Annotated in this window: 9 protein-coding genes and 1 pseudogene; 4 read left to right on the top strand and 6 right to left on the bottom strand. The window is 55.7% G+C overall.

Annotated features, from left to right (window positions below):
• Positions 1-56: 56 nt before the first annotated feature.
• Both OLTU_RS17720 and OLTU_RS17715 read right to left on the bottom strand, forming a co-directional pair.
• Positions 57-539, bottom strand: a complete 483-nt coding sequence (locus tag OLTU_RS17720; RefSeq protein WP_141734096.1) for an SRPBCC family protein — start codon at positions 537-539, stop codon at positions 57-59.
• The gene (locus OLTU_RS17715) at positions 536-2,773 is read right to left on the bottom strand and encodes an ATP-binding protein (RefSeq protein WP_141734095.1); all 2,238 of its coding nucleotides are present in this window, start codon (positions 2,771-2,773) and stop codon (positions 536-538) included. The genes OLTU_RS17720 and OLTU_RS17715 overlap by 4 nt, the downstream gene beginning before the upstream one ends.
• A gap of 408 nt (positions 2,774-3,181) precedes the next feature.
• On the opposite strand from OLTU_RS17715, the gene OLTU_RS17710 reads away from it, so the two are divergent.
• A complete protein-coding gene (locus OLTU_RS17710) occupies positions 3,182-5,299 on the top strand; it encodes a PAS domain-containing hybrid sensor histidine kinase/response regulator (RefSeq protein WP_141734094.1) in 2,118 nt (705 codons plus the stop codon).
• Positions 5,300-5,311: 12 nt separating this feature from the next.
• Here the strand turns inward: OLTU_RS17710 and OLTU_RS17705 are convergent, their stop codons facing one another.
• Positions 5,312-6,556, bottom strand: coding sequence for a cation:proton antiporter (locus tag OLTU_RS17705; protein ID WP_141734093.1), 1,245 nt, complete (start codon positions 6,554-6,556; stop codon positions 5,312-5,314).
• 158 nt (positions 6,557-6,714) lie between these two features.
• Between OLTU_RS17705 and OLTU_RS17700 the strand changes: the two genes are divergently transcribed.
• Positions 6,715-8,547: an SLC13 family permease gene (locus OLTU_RS17700; RefSeq protein WP_141734092.1), complete on the top strand. Its 1,833-nt coding sequence runs from the start codon at positions 6,715-6,717 to the stop codon at positions 8,545-8,547.
• Between the two features lie 7 nt (positions 8,548-8,554).
• Here the strand turns inward: OLTU_RS17700 and OLTU_RS17695 are convergent, their stop codons facing one another.
• The 3 genes from OLTU_RS17695 to OLTU_RS17685 all read right to left on the bottom strand — a co-directional run bounded on the left by OLTU_RS17695 (position 8,555) and on the right by OLTU_RS17685 (position 15,822).
• Positions 8,555-11,728 (bottom strand): 7TM diverse intracellular signaling domain-containing protein, encoded by a 3,174-nt coding sequence (locus tag OLTU_RS17695; protein ID WP_218110102.1) that lies wholly within the window; start codon positions 11,726-11,728, stop codon positions 8,555-8,557.
• Between the two features lie 78 nt (positions 11,729-11,806).
• The gene (locus OLTU_RS17690) at positions 11,807-14,644 is read right to left on the bottom strand and encodes a 7TM diverse intracellular signaling domain-containing protein (RefSeq protein ID WP_141734090.1); all 2,838 of its coding nucleotides are present in this window, start codon (positions 14,642-14,644) and stop codon (positions 11,807-11,809) included.
• 137 nt (positions 14,645-14,781) lie between these two features.
• A complete protein-coding gene (locus OLTU_RS17685) occupies positions 14,782-15,822 on the bottom strand; it encodes a hypothetical protein (protein WP_141734089.1) in 1,041 nt (346 codons plus the stop codon).
• A gap of 188 nt (positions 15,823-16,010) precedes the next feature.
• On the opposite strand from OLTU_RS17685, the gene OLTU_RS17680 reads away from it, so the two are divergent.
• Together OLTU_RS17680 and OLTU_RS33235 are read left to right on the top strand one after the other, a co-directional pair.
• The gene (locus tag OLTU_RS17680; RefSeq protein WP_141734088.1) at positions 16,011-16,691 is read left to right on the top strand and encodes a hypothetical protein; all 681 of its coding nucleotides are present in this window, start codon (positions 16,011-16,013) and stop codon (positions 16,689-16,691) included.
• Positions 16,692-17,169: 478 nt separating this feature from the next.
• A pseudogene (locus tag OLTU_RS33235) lies at positions 17,170-17,373 on the top strand (N-acetylglucosamine-binding protein GbpA); the annotation flags it as partial.
• Positions 17,374-17,416 lie beyond the last annotated feature (43 nt).

The raw sequence follows: 17,416 nt of genomic DNA, 5'->3' as shown, positions 1-17,416 counted from the left end.
TTGGTGAGATGAGAGGAGGGCGGGCAGACCCTGAGGTCTGCGGTTGGTTCGCGCGATCAGGACTCGGATTGAATTTCCTTGGGAAAGCGATCGGCGACCAGGTTGAGCTGAATGCCGTGCTCGAGCCAGGCTTTCAAGCCGGCAAGAACGAGGTGGAAGCCACCTGTGGTATCGGCCACTTGGTCAGAAATCTCCTCAGGCGTACCTTGAAATCCATAACTGTTGATGTGAACGAAGGTGCCCTTGGCTCCGAGATCCTGAAAGATCCATTCCACGGTATTGCGCTCACGTCCTTCGCCCCAGTCGAGAACGATTTTCTGGTTGGGTTCGATGTTCCTGACCCAAACGGGAACCTTGAGATCATACATGTCCCAAAACCATTCACGATACTGTCCTGCTTCCAGCGACCCGCTGCTGCGCGTAAACCAAAAGCGGGTGGTAATCAGCGGATCGATGAACGCATCGTAAACCTCCCGCACGGGTTTGCGGATCAGCATGCCGCTGCGTGATGTGGGACGTTTGCCGGTTTCCTGATTCATGGGCGAACTCCTATTTCAGTCAGAATGGTGGCCGCCAACTCGCGTAAACCGGCGGGTTTTGCGAGGTGCGCGGTGAAGCCGGCGGCCAGAATTTCCAAACGATCGTTTTCTGTGGCATAGGCGGTCAGAGCAATGGCCGGAATGGGCGACCGCTGGCGAGACGCTTCCTGGGAACGCCAGGTTTTGATCAGGTCAAAACCATTGACATCGGGCATGCCGATATCACTGATCAGGATATCAAACACAAGCGACTCCAGATGCCTCCAGGCATTTTCCGCGGTGTTGGCTGTCATAACCTGGGCCCCAAGCCGTTCCAGCGAACGCTTGAGCAGAGAGGCGGCTTCCATTTGATCATCGACCACCAGAATTCGGCAATCCGCGAGCTGGACGGTGTTATCTTCCGCCGGGAGCATGGATTCAGGTTCCGGCGTGCTTGCCCGCGACACCTGAAGATTATCCACCAGCGCGACGACCGGAATGGATAGCACGAAGGTGGAGCCCCGATCCTTGCCAGCGCTCTCGGCACGTACCGTGCCCCCGTGCAGTTCCGCGATGTGTCGCACGATCGCAAGGCCGAGCCCAAGACCACCATACTTGCGACTCCTGGACCCGTCCTCCTGGTGGAAGCGGTCGAAGACATACGGCAGAAATTCGGGACTGATGCCCTGACCGTGGTCGATGACACGAAATTCGATACTGGATTTGCTACGCCGCACCTGAATGATGACCTGGCCGCCGGCCTTGGAGAATTTCACGGCATTGGCCAGATAATTCCATAGGGCCTGCTGAATCCGGCCCCGATCCCCGTTGATCATCCCACAGGGCTGCTGGATATCACAGACCAGAGCGATGGATCGTGCATCCGCCGCATACTGAATGGCCTGAATCGCATCGGTGATGATCTCCTGGGGATCGGAAACCGTGATGTCCAGCATCATCTTGCCGGCAATGATGCGCGACACATCCAGCATGTCCGCAATCAGTTGCGTTTGCAGCTTCGCGCTGCGCTCAATGGCATCGAGTGAGTCTTCAAATTCGGGTGTGCCCGGTTCCTCGAAACGCAGAAGTTCGGTATGGCCCTGAATGATGTTCAAAGGTGAACGCAGCTCATGAGACAGTGTCGCCAGAAACTCATCCTTGCGCTGCGAGGCTTCGGCCAGCTGTTCGGATTGAATGCGCAGCTGATCCTCGATCCTGCGGCGTTCGGAGATATCCACGACCACGCCGGTGAGCAGAGGCTTTTTGCTGATGGGATCGATCACCAGACGACCCCGTGACTCCACCCAGCGCAGCGGAAACTCCGGTGCCTGGATGCGGAATTCGATCTCAACCGCTGTCGGCGTGTGGCGCGCCTCGTCCAAGGCCCTGCACACTCGAGTACGGTCATCGGGGTGAATGGCGTTCACATAATGGTCGAGCGCGTGGCCCGGCGCCGCGTCCGGACTCACACCGAAAAGCCGGGCGAGATTCCTATCGGCATGCACCATTCGGGTTTCATAGTCCCAGAGCCAGGTGGCAATGTCCCCGACGCTCAAGGCGGTTTCCATGCGGAGCTGAATGTCGTTCAAGCGCTGGCTGGTCTCCTGCAGATTTTTCAGATTGTGCAGCGTCAGCACCGCGGTCGCGGCAAATTTGGAAAGGCTCTGCATCAGACGCAGGTCCTCGCTATCAAATTGCTTGGAATTATCGTGCGCGACCACCCATAGGGTGCCGGTAAAGTCAGGACCGCTTTGAAATGGAACCAGCAGAACCTCGTGCAGATCGGTTTGCAGGGTTTCGATGAGTGGGTAGTGCCGGGAGGGATGCTGCATCAGCTGGGGAGCCTGTCGCCGCAGCACTTCCCCACAGGGGCTGGAATGGCGAGGCATCGTGCCCCCTAAAAAAGGTGCGAGGTGTCCGCTGATCGCATGCCATCGGAAAATGGGTTGACCGCTTTCCTCTTCGGCGAGGCTGATTCCTGCGGAATGGGCCTGGCACAGGCGCTGCGCGCAAGTGACCAGCTGATTTAGAACATTGTGCGAAGCGTCAGCCAGAGTTGCGGCCAGGAGGACGAGCGCTTCGTTTTCCGCCTTGTAATCCGGTTCCCGCCAGGGTCGCGTGTCCAGGACTTCATTGGCGATGATCGTTTCGAGGGGAGCGTCTCCTGGTTTGAACACGATACGGGGCGTCGATTGGGGCTGATATGCGGCCGGGCTGTGGGTTTCTGACCATTCCATCCGTATACCTCGATTCACCAAGTCTTTCCTCGCTTCTTCACGTCATAGCATCGGAAACCTATGAAGGACATGGTTTTTTTGGATGGACAGCGATGGGAGGGCGAGCGTTTTTCGAGCCCGCTGGCAGGAAAGGGCCGTTCGCTGCGAACGGGAAACCCAGAGTTGTCACAGTTTTTGCATAGCTGCAGCGAACTTGAGAAGGGACTCTGACGGGGCTGATATGCGTCATTATTGATATGACTTCGCCCCGATGCTGTGAAATGGACGTGGAATGGCTGTGCTGTGCTGAAATTGCTCTTACATAAAGCTTATAATTCCTCACAAGTTCGGGTAAAGAAATTTTGAGAGCTGCTGGTGCACTGATGGTATGGCCTGTGTTCGATATTCGTGGACTTCCCATGACGACAACTCATCCGAGACTGAGACATGACTGCGAAAAAAAAAGAAACGAATGACGGCCAGGAACGCTTTAGTTTGTTTGTCGATGCCGTTCAGGATTATGCCATGTTCCTGTTGGATCCTTGCGGCTACGTGCTGACCTGGAATTCAGGAGCGGAGCGCATCAAGGGCTACAAGGCTGACGAGATTATCGGCAAGCACTTTTCCATATTCTATCCCCCGGAACTGTTGGCCAGGAATCATCCGCAGTACGAACTGGACATTGCAGCCCGCGAAGGTCGCTATGAGGAGGAAGGTCAGCGCCTGCGCCAGGACGGGACCTTGTTCTGGGCCGCTGTGACCATCACGGCGCTCAAGAATAGTGACGGCACGGTCAGCGGCTATGCGAAGATCACACGCGATATTACCGATCGGAAAAAGAGCGAACAGCAGCTGCGCGAAAGCGAAGAACGCATGCGTCTGCTGGTCGAAGCGGTCAAGGATTATGCGATCTTCATGGTCGACCTGGACGGCCGGATCATGAGCTGGAATTCCGGTGCGGCGCGCATGAATGGTTATACAGCGGACGAAGTGATCGGCCAGCCTCTTTCCATCTTTTATACCCCCGAATCGATTGCGGCCAGTTATCCGGAATGTGAACTGAAGGCTGCCCGGGAAAATGGGCATTTTGAAGAAGTGGGGATTCGCAAACGCAAGGATGGATCCACCTACTGGGCCAATGTGATTCTGACTTCCCTTTATGATGACGCGGGCAATTTGCAAGGTTTTGCCAAGGTTACGCGGGACATCACCGAACGCATCCAGGCGGAGCAGGCGCTGAAGAATGCGCACAGTGAGCTTGAGCAGCGCGTGGAACAAAGAACGGCGGAACTCCAAGCGGCGGTGGATAGCCTGCAAAGGGAGATCCAGGAGAGAAAGCAGGTTGAAAAGGAACTGCTGAAAGCCAAGGAAGCGGCGCTGGCGTCCAGCGTGGCCAAGAGCGCATTCCTCGCGAACATGAGCCATGAGATTCGAACGCCGCTCGGTGCGGTTCTGGGTTTTTCGGAGCTCCTTTTGCAGCCCGATCTCACGGAAGAGGAACGGAACCTGTACCTCGACACGCTCAAGCGAAACAGCAATCTTCTGCTCACGATTATCAACGATATCCTCGATCTTTCGAAAGTGGAATCCGGAACGTTTCAGATCCATCGCAGCACGGTGGAACTCAATGAATTCCTGAGCGAAGCGGTGGCGGTTTTGGGTATGCAGGCCGATGAAAAGGCCCTGGATTTTAGTGTGGAAGCGGAAGGCTCCGTACCGCGAACCATTGAAACGGATCCGGTGCGCCTCAAGCAAATCCTGTTTAATATCGTCGGCAATGCCATCAAATTTACCGATAAAGGTGGCGTTAAGGTGACCGTAAAAACGGTGTCGCAGCTCCGCGGTGGACCACAGCTGGCCATTGATGTGACCGATACCGGACCAGGAATCACGCACGAAAACGCCCAAAGACTGTTTGAACCGTTCATGCAGGTCGATTCCTCGCTGACCAGGCAGTTCGGTGGCACCGGACTGGGTCTGGCCTTGTCGCGGCGTCTGGCTCAGGCTTTGGGTGGGAATGTGATCCTGACGGAATCGACTCCGGGCAAAGGCAGCACATTCACCATCACAATCGAATGCGGACAGCTTCCAAAACGCACGCTCCTGTTTCAGAATTCGCGGTCGGATTCCGGATCCTCCGACTGTGATAAGCCGGAACTGCATCTGGTGCCGAATCTGAAGCGGACCAAGGTCTTGCTCGTGGAGGACCTGCCGGATAACCGGGTGCTGATCTGCAGCATTTTGAGAAAGCTGGGCGCGGAAGTCGATTGGGCCGAAAACGGCTGTGAAGGTCTTCAAAAGGCGCTGAAGGGTGATTATGATGTGATCCTGATGGACCTCCAGATGCCGGTGATGGATGGTTATGAGGCCACGCTGGAACTCCGCAAGCGCGGTTATGGCAAGCCTATCGTCGCGGTCACAGCGCATGCCATGAATGATGATAAGGAGCGGGTGATGCAATCGGGTTTTCCCGCGCACCTGACCAAGCCGATCGATCAGCATGCGCTTTGGAGCAGTCTCGTGAATCTAAGAGGAACTGTGAGCGCTGAAAGCACCGTTCATTGAAGAGGGAGCCCGTCAGGCCCCCTGGGATCCCGCCATACGTTTGATCGTAAGACCCTGCACCAAAATCGAGAAGACCACCACACAGTAGGTTGCGACTAGCAGGGCGTCGCGCTGTGGCGAGGTGGGGATTTGCAGAGCCAATGCCACCGACACACCCCCACGCAGGCCACCCCACCAGAGGATGCGTCGCACGCGTGGCGAAAAATCCCGGAACCGCTGCATCAGAGTGATGGGCACGGCAACGGAGACCCAACGCGCAAGCAGCACGACCGGGATGGCGGCAAAACCGAAGAGGAGCGAGATGCCGGAGAAGGTGAGCACCATGAGTTCCAGTCCGATGAGGACAAAGAGCATGGCATTGATCAATTCGTCCAGAAGTTCCCAGAAATCCTCGAGACGTTGTATGGAAATATCGGACATTGCGAGCTTCTTGCCGTGATTGCCGATCAATAGGCCTGCCACGACCACGGCCAAGGGACCGGAGGTGTGGAAAACGGTGGAGAGCGCGTTCAGGCCCGTGACCAAAGCCAAAGTCATAAGGATTTCCACGCGGTAATCATCGACTTTGCGCAGCAGCAGAAACACGCCATATCCTGCGGCCAGACCCATCATGATGCCGCCGACCACTTCCGTCAGAACCAGTTTCGTGATCATGCCGGCGTCCGCATGGGCTGGAGCCGCAATGTAACCGAGGATGGCGAGGAAGATGACGATGCCGGCGCCATCATTAAATAGCGATTCGCCCGTGATTTTGATTTCGATGCTGCGGCTGACGTTGGCGGATTTCAAAATACTGAGCACGGCAACCGGATCGGTGGGTGAAATCAAAGAGCCAAAGAGAAGAGCGTAGGCCAGGGGAATGTCGAGGCCGACGACCAAGCCCACACCGTAAATAAGAAATCCCACGATCGCGGTGGAAAGCGCCACACCCACGGTGGCCAGCACGGCGATCGGCAGGCGTTCCGCTTTGAGGTCCTCAATTTCCACATGCAAAGCACCCGCGAAGAGCAGAAAGCACAGCATGCCCTGCATGACCGTCGTTGAAAAATTGATCTCATGGAGCATTTTTACGGTGGCTTCCGCAAACTCATGGCCCAGGCCGAAATTGTTCAGGAGCAGCAGAATAAGGGAAAAAGCCACCGATAACGCCATCAGGCCGACAGCCATGGGAAGCTTGATATAACGCTGATTGAGAAAAGCGAATGCAGCGGCCGTGCTGGTGAGGATGGCTATCAGGTTGAAAAGATCCTTGGTCATGCGGGCCCCTCTTCGCCTTCATGCGAGGTCAAGACCTACCGTTTTATCAAATTTTGCCTGGAATTGCGAAAGGAATTGCTTTTATGCCCTGATATTTTTAGATTACTGTCCTATGGGAAGGCTTGAATCACTGTCGTGGCACAGGAACGGCTCTTCGAATGAATATTGAATTGGGACTGATCCTGGGGCTGCTCGTGATCGCGATCGCCCTCTTTATCCTGAACCGTCCACGCATGGATGTCGTGGGAGTCATGGCGTTGGTGGCGCTGCCGCTCACCGGCGTGCTGACGGTTTCGGAAACGCTTTCCGGCTTGAGTGATCCGAATGTTGTGCTGATTGCCGCGTTATTCGTGGTCGGAGATGGGCTGGTACGCACCGGCGTCGCCCACAAGGTCGGGGATTGGCTCCTCACGCAGGCGGGAACCAGCGAATCGAAGTTGATCATTCTGCTGATGTCAGCCGTGGCGCTCCTGGGTTCCACCATGAGTTCCACCGGAGTGGTCGCCATTTTTATCCCGGTCGTCCTCCGCATCGCCTACCGGACTCACATCGCGCCGAGCCGCCTGATGATGCCGCTCAGCTTCGCCGGCTTGATCAGTGGCATGCTGACTCTGGTTGGGACCGCGCCGAATCTGGTTGTCAACGGGGAGCTGGTTCGTTCCGGTTTTCCGGGCTTTTCCTTCTTCAGCTTTACGCCACTGGGCGTGCCGATTCTTGTTCTGGGCATCGGCTACATGCTGTTTGCGCGGCGCTGGCTGCCGCAGCAGAATCAGGAAAAAAATTCCAAACGACCGCCGATCACGCTGCTCGATTTTATCAACAAATATCATCTGCATGAGCGCCTGTTTCAAATGAGGATCCTGCCGCATTCGCCGTGGATTGGACACAGCCTCGTCGATCTGAAGCTGCGTACCAGCCAGCGCATCAGTGTGCTCGCCTTTGAAAAAATGCAGACGAAAAACCGAAAAACCTTGAGTCTGGATCAATCCGCGCCCCTGGCGGCGGGTGATATCCTGCTGATCGAGTTTCTCGATAAGGATATGGATAGGGAGGAAACCTGTCAAAGGTTTCATCTTGAAAAACTGCCCTTTACCGGGGCCTACTTTTCCCAGCATGCCCAGGATATCGGGATGGCGGAACTCCTTCTGCCACCGGGTTCGGAGCTGGTGGGACAAACCATTGTGGAAGCGGCCTTTCGTTCGCGTTATGAAATCACGGTGGTCGGCATACGTCGAAATCTCGGCGCGTTCAGCCATGGCCTCGTGGACGAAAAGCTGGAGCCTGGTGACTGCCTTCTGGTGGTGGGGCCCTGGAAAACGATCAAGGCGCTGGGAGCGGATCGGCAGGATTATGTGGTGCTGAACCTGCCTGCGGAATTATCGGACTATACACCGGTGGCTCGCAAGGCGCCGCACGCGATAGCCTGTGTTCTTGTGATGGTGGCTCTTATGATCTCGGGTGTGGTGCCCAATGTGCTGGCCGCCTTTATCGCCTGCCTGGCCATGGGAGCCTTTGGCTGTATCAACGTCGAGAGCGCCTATCGATCCATTCATTGGCCCAGTCTTCTTTTGATTTCGGGAATGATGCCCTTTGCGATCGCCCTGCAAAAGACGGGAGGCGTGGATCTGGCGGCGTCCAGTCTTGTGACTCTGGTGGAAAGGGGCAGTCTCCATATTCCGTTGGCGCTCCTCTTTATCGCGACTGTTCTGGTCGGCCTTTTCGTTTCCAATACGGCGACCGCTGTTCTGATGGCACCGATGGCCATCAGCATGGCTCAAAAATTCGACGCCTCGCCTTATCCTTTCGCGATGATCGTGGCCCTGGCTGCTTCCACAGCTTTTAATACCCCGGTGTCGTCACCGGTGAATACGCTGGTGGTCGAACCCGGACGCTATCGCTTCCATGATTTCGTGCGGCTCGGCGCACCGTTTTCTTTCTTAATTATGATTATCAGTGTGATCCTGGTGCCCTTGTTCTTCCCATTTTCTTGACGTCGGGCTAGGAGGCAACTCTGAACTTTCCAGGTCTGCGAATTTTCGAGAGCGGAACGTCCCCAGGAATGCCTTTCAGTTTGAAGCTCCCGGCCGTTTCCCAGCTCTCCGCGGGCAAATATTCGCGGATCGCGGTGGAGATATAAATCGTCCCCGGCTCGGCGACCGATTCAATACGGGAAGCAAGGTTGACCGCAGGTCCAATAACCGTGTAATCGGTTCGTTCCGCACTGCCAAAGGCTCCGACGGTCACCGTTCCGATATGCACACCGATGCGCATCGCGATGGAGGGGAGCTGCCGGGCCGCCCATTCCTGATTCAGCGCGTCCAGGGCCTCCTGCATGTCGATGGCCGCGGCCACGGCATGCCGGGCCTGTTCGGATGAATCCATCGGTTCCGGGGCTCCGAAGATCGCCATGACTGCGTCACCAATAAACTTGTCCACCATCCCGCCGTGTTTGAAGATTATCTCGGTCATCCGGCCCAGATACTGATTGAGCACTTCGGCGAGCTGAGCGGGTTTCATCTCTTCTGAAAGTTTGGTGAACTCGCAAAGATCAGAAAACAGGACAGTCACCGTCGCCATCTTGGGCGAATCCTCGAGTGTTTTCCGCCCTTCCACGATCGCGCTCACCATGGCCTGAGGCAGGAAACGCTTGAGAATATTTTCCGTCAAATGGCGATTCAACTCGGCCACCTTTTTCTCTTCGCGCTTCAGCTTGAGAAGGTTTTCCACGAGGCTCAGAAGTTCCAGCTCGTTGAAGGGCTTGCCGAGATAGGCACTGGCCCCCTTGGATGTCCCGATCTGTCGGCTTTCCTCGTCACTTTTCGCGGTCAGAAGAATCACCGGAATGCTGGACAGCGCTCCATCCTTTTGCAGTTCTTCAATGAACTGCGGGCCGCTCATTTTCGGCATCATCCAGTCGGTGATGATCAGATCCGGCTTCTGGCTTCGGGTCAGCTCCAAACCTTCCGCACCATTCCGGGCGGTCACGATTCGATAATTCCGTTTGCTGATGCTGCGCGTGATCAGCGTCCGCATGCTGTGCAGATCGTCGATAATCAGAACCAGCTCGCCTTCACCGTGCAGCGTGGAAACATTCGACTCGCGTTCGAGCGGCTCGGATTCGATATCAGCAAAGTGCCATTGCTTCGGCTGATACTGACTCAGGTCCGCGGTGGCCAATTCCTCGGCCGGTTCAGGGACGGCGGGCAAATCAAACCAGAATGTGCTGCCCTTGCCGAGTTCGCTTTCAACGCCCACGGTCCCTCCCAGTTTCTGGGCCAGCTCCCGGACCAGGGCCAGGCCGATCCCGGTTCCCTCATGCTCCCGGGTGGTGGAATTGTCCAGCTGTGTGAAGACCTGAAATATCCTGTCCTTCTGATCCGCCGCGATGCCCGGACCTGTGTCCGACACCAGGATGCGGGCCCGCCCTTCCTGGGTTTTCAGCCCGAGCCGGATGCACCCATGCGGAGGCGTGTGTTTCAGCGCATTGGATAAAAAATTGAAGACGATCTTTTCCATGGAATCAAGGTGCACGACGGCAAACACCGGTTCCGGGGGAATCTCGGTGGCAAATTCAATTTCCTTGCCCTGGCAGGTGAGGCGGACATATTCCGAACAGCTGCCCAGGAAGGCCGTCAGTTCCAGATGCTTCATGGTGAGAGTTTCGCCGCCAGTGGAATGCTTCTGAAAATCCAGCAGCTGATTGACGAGTCGATAGAGCCTCTTGGCATTCTTATAGGCCGTGTCCACGAAATAATTGTCACGCTGCTCGGCCAGGACCTGCTCCAGGGGATTCATGATCAGCGTTAAGGGCGTGCGGATTTCGTGCGAGATATTCTGGAAAAACAGGGTTTTCTGGGAATCGAGTTCCTGCAGCTTCATATGGGAATATTCAATTTCCTTCTTTTGCTCCACGAGCTGCAGCATGACGGCATTGATCTCTTCCGTCCGGGTCTTGACCTTTTCCTCGAGACCGCGGTTCAATTCGAGAATCGCCTCATTTTTCTCCCGACGCAGGACGTTGATACGATCGGAAAGAGCGAAGGAGAGGAAGATGATCTCCAGAGATTGGCCCGCCAGATTCGAATATTTTGTCAAAGCAAAGGTGGGTATAAGGCCCTGTGAGGTCAAGGCGGTAATGGAGTAACCCAGGATAACGAAGGCCCAGGCCCACACGAAGAACCTGGCGCCGGAATAACCCTTGCGATATTGATAAACCGATACGGAGATTGCGAAGAGCGAGTTGATAACGACCTGGATGCTCATCGGCTTGATCACAGCCAGGTAGCCAATGACAGGGTATAGCGCGATATAAGCCGCGTAAAATACATTATTGAGGCGCAGCACCTGATAGGCCATGCCTTTGGTTTTGCGCAGGGAAAAGAATATGATGATGTATAAATTTGTGAGAATGCCACTCATAAAAAATGAGTAAAGTCCAAAGGCCTCGTTGAGAAGCGGACTGCCCTCGAAAAAGAATTGATACGAGACCCCGGCAAAGTAAGTCTCACGGAAAAAGGCGAAAATCACCACGAGGCTATAGAACAGATATTCGACGGAACGGGTCGAAGCCGCGATGGAAAGGTTATAGATGGCCATCAGAAGGAAGCCACCAAAGAAGAGGGAGTAGATGAAGTTTTCCGTTAAAGTATGACTTGCATAGTAGGACCGGGAATAACCCCAGGCTCCCACTTGCATGCTGTGATGCGATTCAATGTGGATGTAATAGGTCGTCGTGCTGCCGGGAGGCGCCACGAGACGAAAGGAAATATCCCGGTTGTGCTGATCCCTTGCGCTATGAGGCACCATGCTGCCACTGATTTTCTTGCCACCACCGGCAGTATGCAGGCTGACCTTGTCGAGCAGAGCATAGGGAAAGCTCAGCACCCATTCGATTTCCACGGGCGCCACATTTCTTACCGTGAGGGACAGCCAGACGGGTGTGGCGGTGAAACCGAAATTGTCCTTCGGCAGGGTGATGAACTGGTCATCCGCCTGCCCCATGGGAATGAGGTCATCGGCGGTGTGGGGGACACCGTTAAAGTATTTGAAATGTGGGGTGATTTCCAGAACTTCGCTGGTTTCATCCAGAATCACGTCGGCCCACGATGCCTGGGAACAACACAGCAGAAGGCTGAGTATGAACGTGTGGATTGTGCGTGAACCGAAACCCATCAGCATGGGGTGCCCCAATTAATGCTTGGGATCAAGTTCGGCATTTTTTTGAGGAAGTTGAGCGGATTGGGTGTCCTGTCAGCTGGCGTTCAGGGTCCATGACTCGTCGTGATCCTGCAAAAAGCAGGACGCCGGCAGCCGGCCTTTGAGGTGGAAGGGCAGGGTGCCATGGGCCGGCGCGTGAGGATCCGGCACCACGAGTTCACAGGTCCCGCCCAGATTTTGAAACGCCAGCCGCACCGCTTCCATTCCCATGCCGCGACCGGAAATCTCATCCGCCGCATCCCGGGTGGAAAAGCCGCTGGAAAAAAGCAGCGCGACCACGGTGGATGCCGTTTCCCGGGTCAGAAGGCCTTTGGCTTGACCCCGTTCCTTCAGTTGATCAAGATCAATGCCGCGTCCATCATCGCGGAAGGTGAAGTCCCAACCATCGGCCGATGGAACCAGCGACCAGGCGATGATACCGCGCGCCTCCTTGCCCTTTTGCCGACGCTCATCCGGACCTTCCAGACCATGATCCAAGGTATTGCGGACAAGATGCAGCAGCAGGGTTTGCAGCTGATCATCCGCGGCCTTCGTCAGATGAATGTCCGGCAGCTGCACCTCCCAGCGCGGCTCAGGCTTGCCGAGTTCCGTGGCCAGCTGACTCGTGACGTGGCGCGCCTGGTTGAACAGCTCATGACAGGAGCGGAGAAGCCAGGTCCTGAATAAACCCTGCAGCGCCTGTTTCAGATGATTCCACACCGGACCCTGCGGCCAGCTGCCTTCAAGGGTGGTGTACGAGGACTCCAGGGCGGACAGATCCTTGCGCAGATCATGGGCCTGGAGCGTCGTATCGCTGGTTTGTTGCAGCCGTTCACGATAAAGATTCTGATAGGATTGTATCAGTTCGTTCAGACGGGCCAGAGCCTGCCGCTGTTTGTCAGCTTCCCAGCTGCCACCATCTTTCAGGAAAGTGCCATAAGCCTGCTCCGTCTCATGCAGGACCGAAGTGAGAGTTTTGAAATGTAAACTGCGGGCGAGGCCTTTCAGAGTGTGCAGTTCGATAAAGACGGCACGGATCGCAGCTTCGTGACTCCACCCTTGAGGATCGGAAGCCATCCGACAGGCTCTTTGGATATGACCCTGGGCCTTCTCGAAAAAGCGTTCGAGGTCAGGTGCCTTGCTCGCCAGAAGTTCGATGAGTATGGTCCATTCGCCCTGATTTTTCCTTTGTTGTTCCTGCAGCACACGAACCTGCGTGACGTTGCGGACGGACACCAGGATCCGTTCCATCACATGCCTGGAATTGATAATGGGATGCCATTCCACTTCCACGATCTGCCGTTCCTGATCGCGACCAAGGATGGCATATTCGGTCGGCAGGCAGTCGCGATTGGTTTCCCAGAGCAAATCCTCTTCACCCAAGGCGGACACGAGAGCGCTTTGAGCCAGCGATCGCGCCTCGCTGTCGAGCTCACTTTTGGCAAACATGACCTCCAGAGCGGATCGCCCTTTCAGATCCTTTTCCTGAAACAGCTCTTCCAGGTAAAGGGCATAATTGCCCTGAATAGTGAGGTCGGGTTGGATCATGAAGATGCCTTGCGGCACATGCTCCATGATGGAACGCAGTTCAGCCGTCTGGCGTTCGACCTCTCTTTGCAGTTCCGACTTTAATCTTTGCGCGGTGCGGAAGGCCGTTGCGAAGCGGGTGGCCACCACCTGACTCTGCAGGAACACGAAGATTCCGATGGCATACTGCAGAATATAGGGCTGGGGCAGTATATTGAGCGTGATCAGGATATCGTAGACGATGCCTGAAAATACGATCACGCAGCCGGCGAGGGCCAGCCTCGCGCCCTCCTCCTTCCGCCAGGTGGCACGCGCTAATATCAGCAAGGAATAGCTGGACTGAAGACCTATATTGGCTTGAAAAACCAAAAGGAAGCGGGAATAGGTCAGCAAATCAAAGCAGAGCACGACCAGGGTCAGCAGGGCAACGATCACCGTGAACACCTGAATGACTCGGACATGGCTTGCAGGGCGGAAGCTGAGGTGATTGAAGACGGCGTAGCTCCAGGGCCCGAAGATCAGCGTCAGATATTCAAATGCATAGTTGGTTTTGAAGAGCCAGGGACCCGCATCCGGCATAAAATAGGACGGAATCTGTCCACTCGTTACGGCCCGCATGGCCATGACCAGACAGAAGACGGCCAGGAACCCGCTGGCCTTATCCTCACGCCGCCGCATATAGAGCATAAGATTATAGAGGCCGATGACGACGATCACCCCGGTGGAGAAGATGAAGCTCATTCGGGAGATTTCATGAAGTTCCGCAACGCTGGTGCCGCCACCCAATTGAGGAATGCTCCAAAGTCCGCCTTTTCCATAATGAAAATTGGAGACGTGAACCACGAGAGTCCAAACCTCATCCGGACTCTCAGGATAAAAACTGATGATGAGTGGGCGCAGAAGCGGAACGGATTCCGCCGCTTCAGGCGCCACCTTTCCTGCTTCGAGCAACTGGGCTGCCGCCGCTTTCCCTTCACGATAGACAAAGAGTTTGTAACTGGTTGCCGCCGAACGGATGCCGACCTGATAGCCGTCGGGTCGCGGCATCAATCCTGTCACGCGCAAACGATAGGTCCCATAACCTGTCGCTCCGAGGGAGGCGCCGGTGTCCGGATGCGGGACCTGATCCCAGGGACGGCCGATTGCAATAGTCTGCCTCGGTTCAGGCCATGGTACGGCTGTGGGTGACCGCAGCTCCTGCCAATAAAAATCCCAGGGCCCGGTGAGATCGAGGACGTCATCGGACAAGGACGTTTTTTGCAGATCGAGCCAACCGTCACGGGATGCCGGCTGCGACCACCCGATGCCGGGAGCGCCTCCCAGCAGCAGAAGTCCTGTGATGATGACGGCAAGAATGTGTTTCAAAGATTGAATCCGGCTGAAAGTTGCGGGTTCCTGCAGATATTATAATGGAGGCCTGCGAGATCCCCTAGGTTCAGAACCTGCCTGGTTCACACACCCAGCGCTCCTTCCCTGCTGCGGTTCGCCGCCTTCCAGGCGTCTCAGGGTGAAAAAGCGGCTTTGATGGCTTTGACAACCGCCGCCTCGTCCACCCGATAGCCTTCAAAATGAATAAAACGCATGGCCAGGGAACTCGGGCTCACGAGGCAGGCATTTGCGGCCGGAGGTTCCGATTGTGTCCACTCGGCGTTGGTTCGCCGTCCGGGAGTGGAGGCGCCGCCGTTCAACTTGCAGCCGCTTTCCCGTTGATGATAGCAGACGCATCCCGCGCCAAGGTTCTGTTCCATCGAGCGCCAGAAGCGATTCGGCCAGGTGCCGTCATCCTCCTCGGCAGTCAGCTTCAGGCTTGACGCTTGGCTGATATGAGCGGTTCCCATGCAGCCGCTGGCATTGGTGCTCTTACCGGCTCCGTGGTATTCGAGATGATAATAATCACGGGCGCTCTCGATCCCATCGTACACGGCGTAGTAGCCGTTGCGAATGGAGTGCACAACGTCCGAATTCCGCACGCCGCCTTCCCCGCAGGCATAGCTGCTGGTCACGGGACTGCAGCCGGACGTTGACGTCAGACTGCAGCGATGTGCGGTGTTTTGCAGAAAGGCGACCGCATCCGTATCACGAAAGGTGCGCACGGCCCGACCATCAGCGGTGGCATAGTCGGATCCCATATGCGGAGCATCGATGACCAGACCGCGCGCCTGCTTCACTTCCTCCGGAGCACGGAAGGCGAAAACGCCTTGATACGCAGGCTGGTTTTTGTTTTCACGCAGAACCCAATACGAATGGCCGCTGGTGGCATCACGCAGAAGACTGGCTTCATAGGCCATCGTTTGCGCTGCCGCTACAAATTTCTCGCAGTTGGCATCAGCCCAGGCGAGTGCGGCTTGCCTGGCCGCCTGCCACTCCTTGCTGTCCGTTTCCCAAATCTTCATGCCTGCGTTGGCCTTTAAAGCAAAGGGAGCCGCTGCTATATAAGCGACCAGATCCGTTTCCGAGGCCACGGGAAGACAGGTGCTCGGGGCTGCGAGGCTGCGTGATGTCCATAGGGTTGCAACGGTTGTGATGAAGATCAAGCGTTTCAATCAACTCTCTCCTTGAGTGAAGCTAAAATTGGCTCTAGCTTTAACTGCGGTCTCCGGAAAAAGAAAGTTCAAAAGGATTCAATAGATATAGTTACGGAAGGGGTTAATCCACATGGCATACATGTTGCTCAAGGCGCTTTTGAAGGACCACGTTCTTCACTGCAAGCCATCTACTTCCCGGAGCCCTTATGAAATTGACGATTCTCCTTCTCCTCCTGACTCTCCCTGTTGCGTGTAAGGACAAAAAAGACAAGAAAAATGATGCCCCTGCGACCACCACGCCGCCTCCTGCTGAGACTGTGACGCCTCCGCCGACGACAACAACGACGACGCCGGCGCCCACGCCACTTGCCAGTGGTTACTGGAAAATCACCAAGGAAAACTGTGCCGCTATCGGCCGTGCCTTCGATGCGGAAAAGCCGGCCTGCGTGCGCGTGTCCACGAAAGAAGCCTGTGATCTTCTGGCCAACGGCTCCAAATTCGAATTCAGCTTTGGCGTCGGCGAATGTATCGGCCCTCGTCATCAGCCGAATGCAGCTTACTGTGCCGGATTCGGTCAGAAATTTGACCAAGGATCGAACAGCTGTCAAGCCATCACGGTTCAGGCGGAGTGCGAGGCTCTGGCCAATGGCTCCATTTTCGATACGGGCTTTCAGCAGTGCATGGGTGTGAAATATCTCCCGAGCGCAGACAACTGCGCGGCCTATGGCTCCAAGTTTGATGCGACCACGGGCAAGTGTACGGCGATTCGCACCGAAGCAGAATGTACCGCATTGAATAGCGATGCGATTTTCGATGCGGGCTTTGAGTCCTGTATTGGGCGCTGTGAATACAGAAATTCCATACTGGACGAGTGCTACCTCGACTGATCCCCTGCGGCGCTCGCGCCGCATCCCTCGACTCATCCCCCTGACCAGAACCTTGACAGCTGTCGTGCCCCTGGGCAGCCAAAAACCAAAATCCCGCACAGAATGATTGGCAAAAAGTTCAGGACCAGGTCTTGCTTCGCGAACCTTTGGGCAAGAATGAATAAAGGTCGAAAATGATGAAACTGCTTAAGAAACTGGCCTTGTTGGAAAGCGCGGATCAGGTCTGTGCCGTCCAGCAATTCCGGCTTTCCACGGAGTGAATCCATCGTCAACTCGGAATCGGCTGCAGGTGCCTGGCTAATGCGCGGTGAATGAACCGCCGTTCCACGCCCCTTCAGAGAGGTATTTGATGAAGATTCCAGTTTTGACAGTTGGTCTGGCCCTTTGTTTTGGTGGAGCCTGTAGCAAGGATAACTCCAACACGTCCTCGTTATCTGATGCCCCCTGCCCGGTTTCATTGGCCCTGGTGGGTGGCAGCAGCAATCAGTCGCATGATTTTATATTCCCTGATGGATTGTCTGAGTACAAAGCCGGTACCAAAGTCTTCCAGGCGAAGACGGGTCGAACCTATGAGTGCAAAGGTTTCCCCTATACCGTCTACTGCCGGCAGTACTCTGAAGGTTCCACGCAGTTCGAACCGGGCGTCGGTTCCAACTGGATGGCGGCCTGGGATCTGAAATGAATCCCGGAGCCTCAGGTCCTTCAACCTTTAACTCCATAAGTGA

The organism is Oligoflexus tunisiensis (assembly GCF_001748245.1).
Taxonomy (GTDB): domain Bacteria; phylum Bdellovibrionota_B; class Oligoflexia; order Oligoflexales; family Oligoflexaceae; genus Oligoflexus; species Oligoflexus tunisiensis.
The sequence above is the reverse complement of the archived record's forward strand: the minus strand, read 5'-3'. Positions and strand labels throughout refer to the sequence as shown.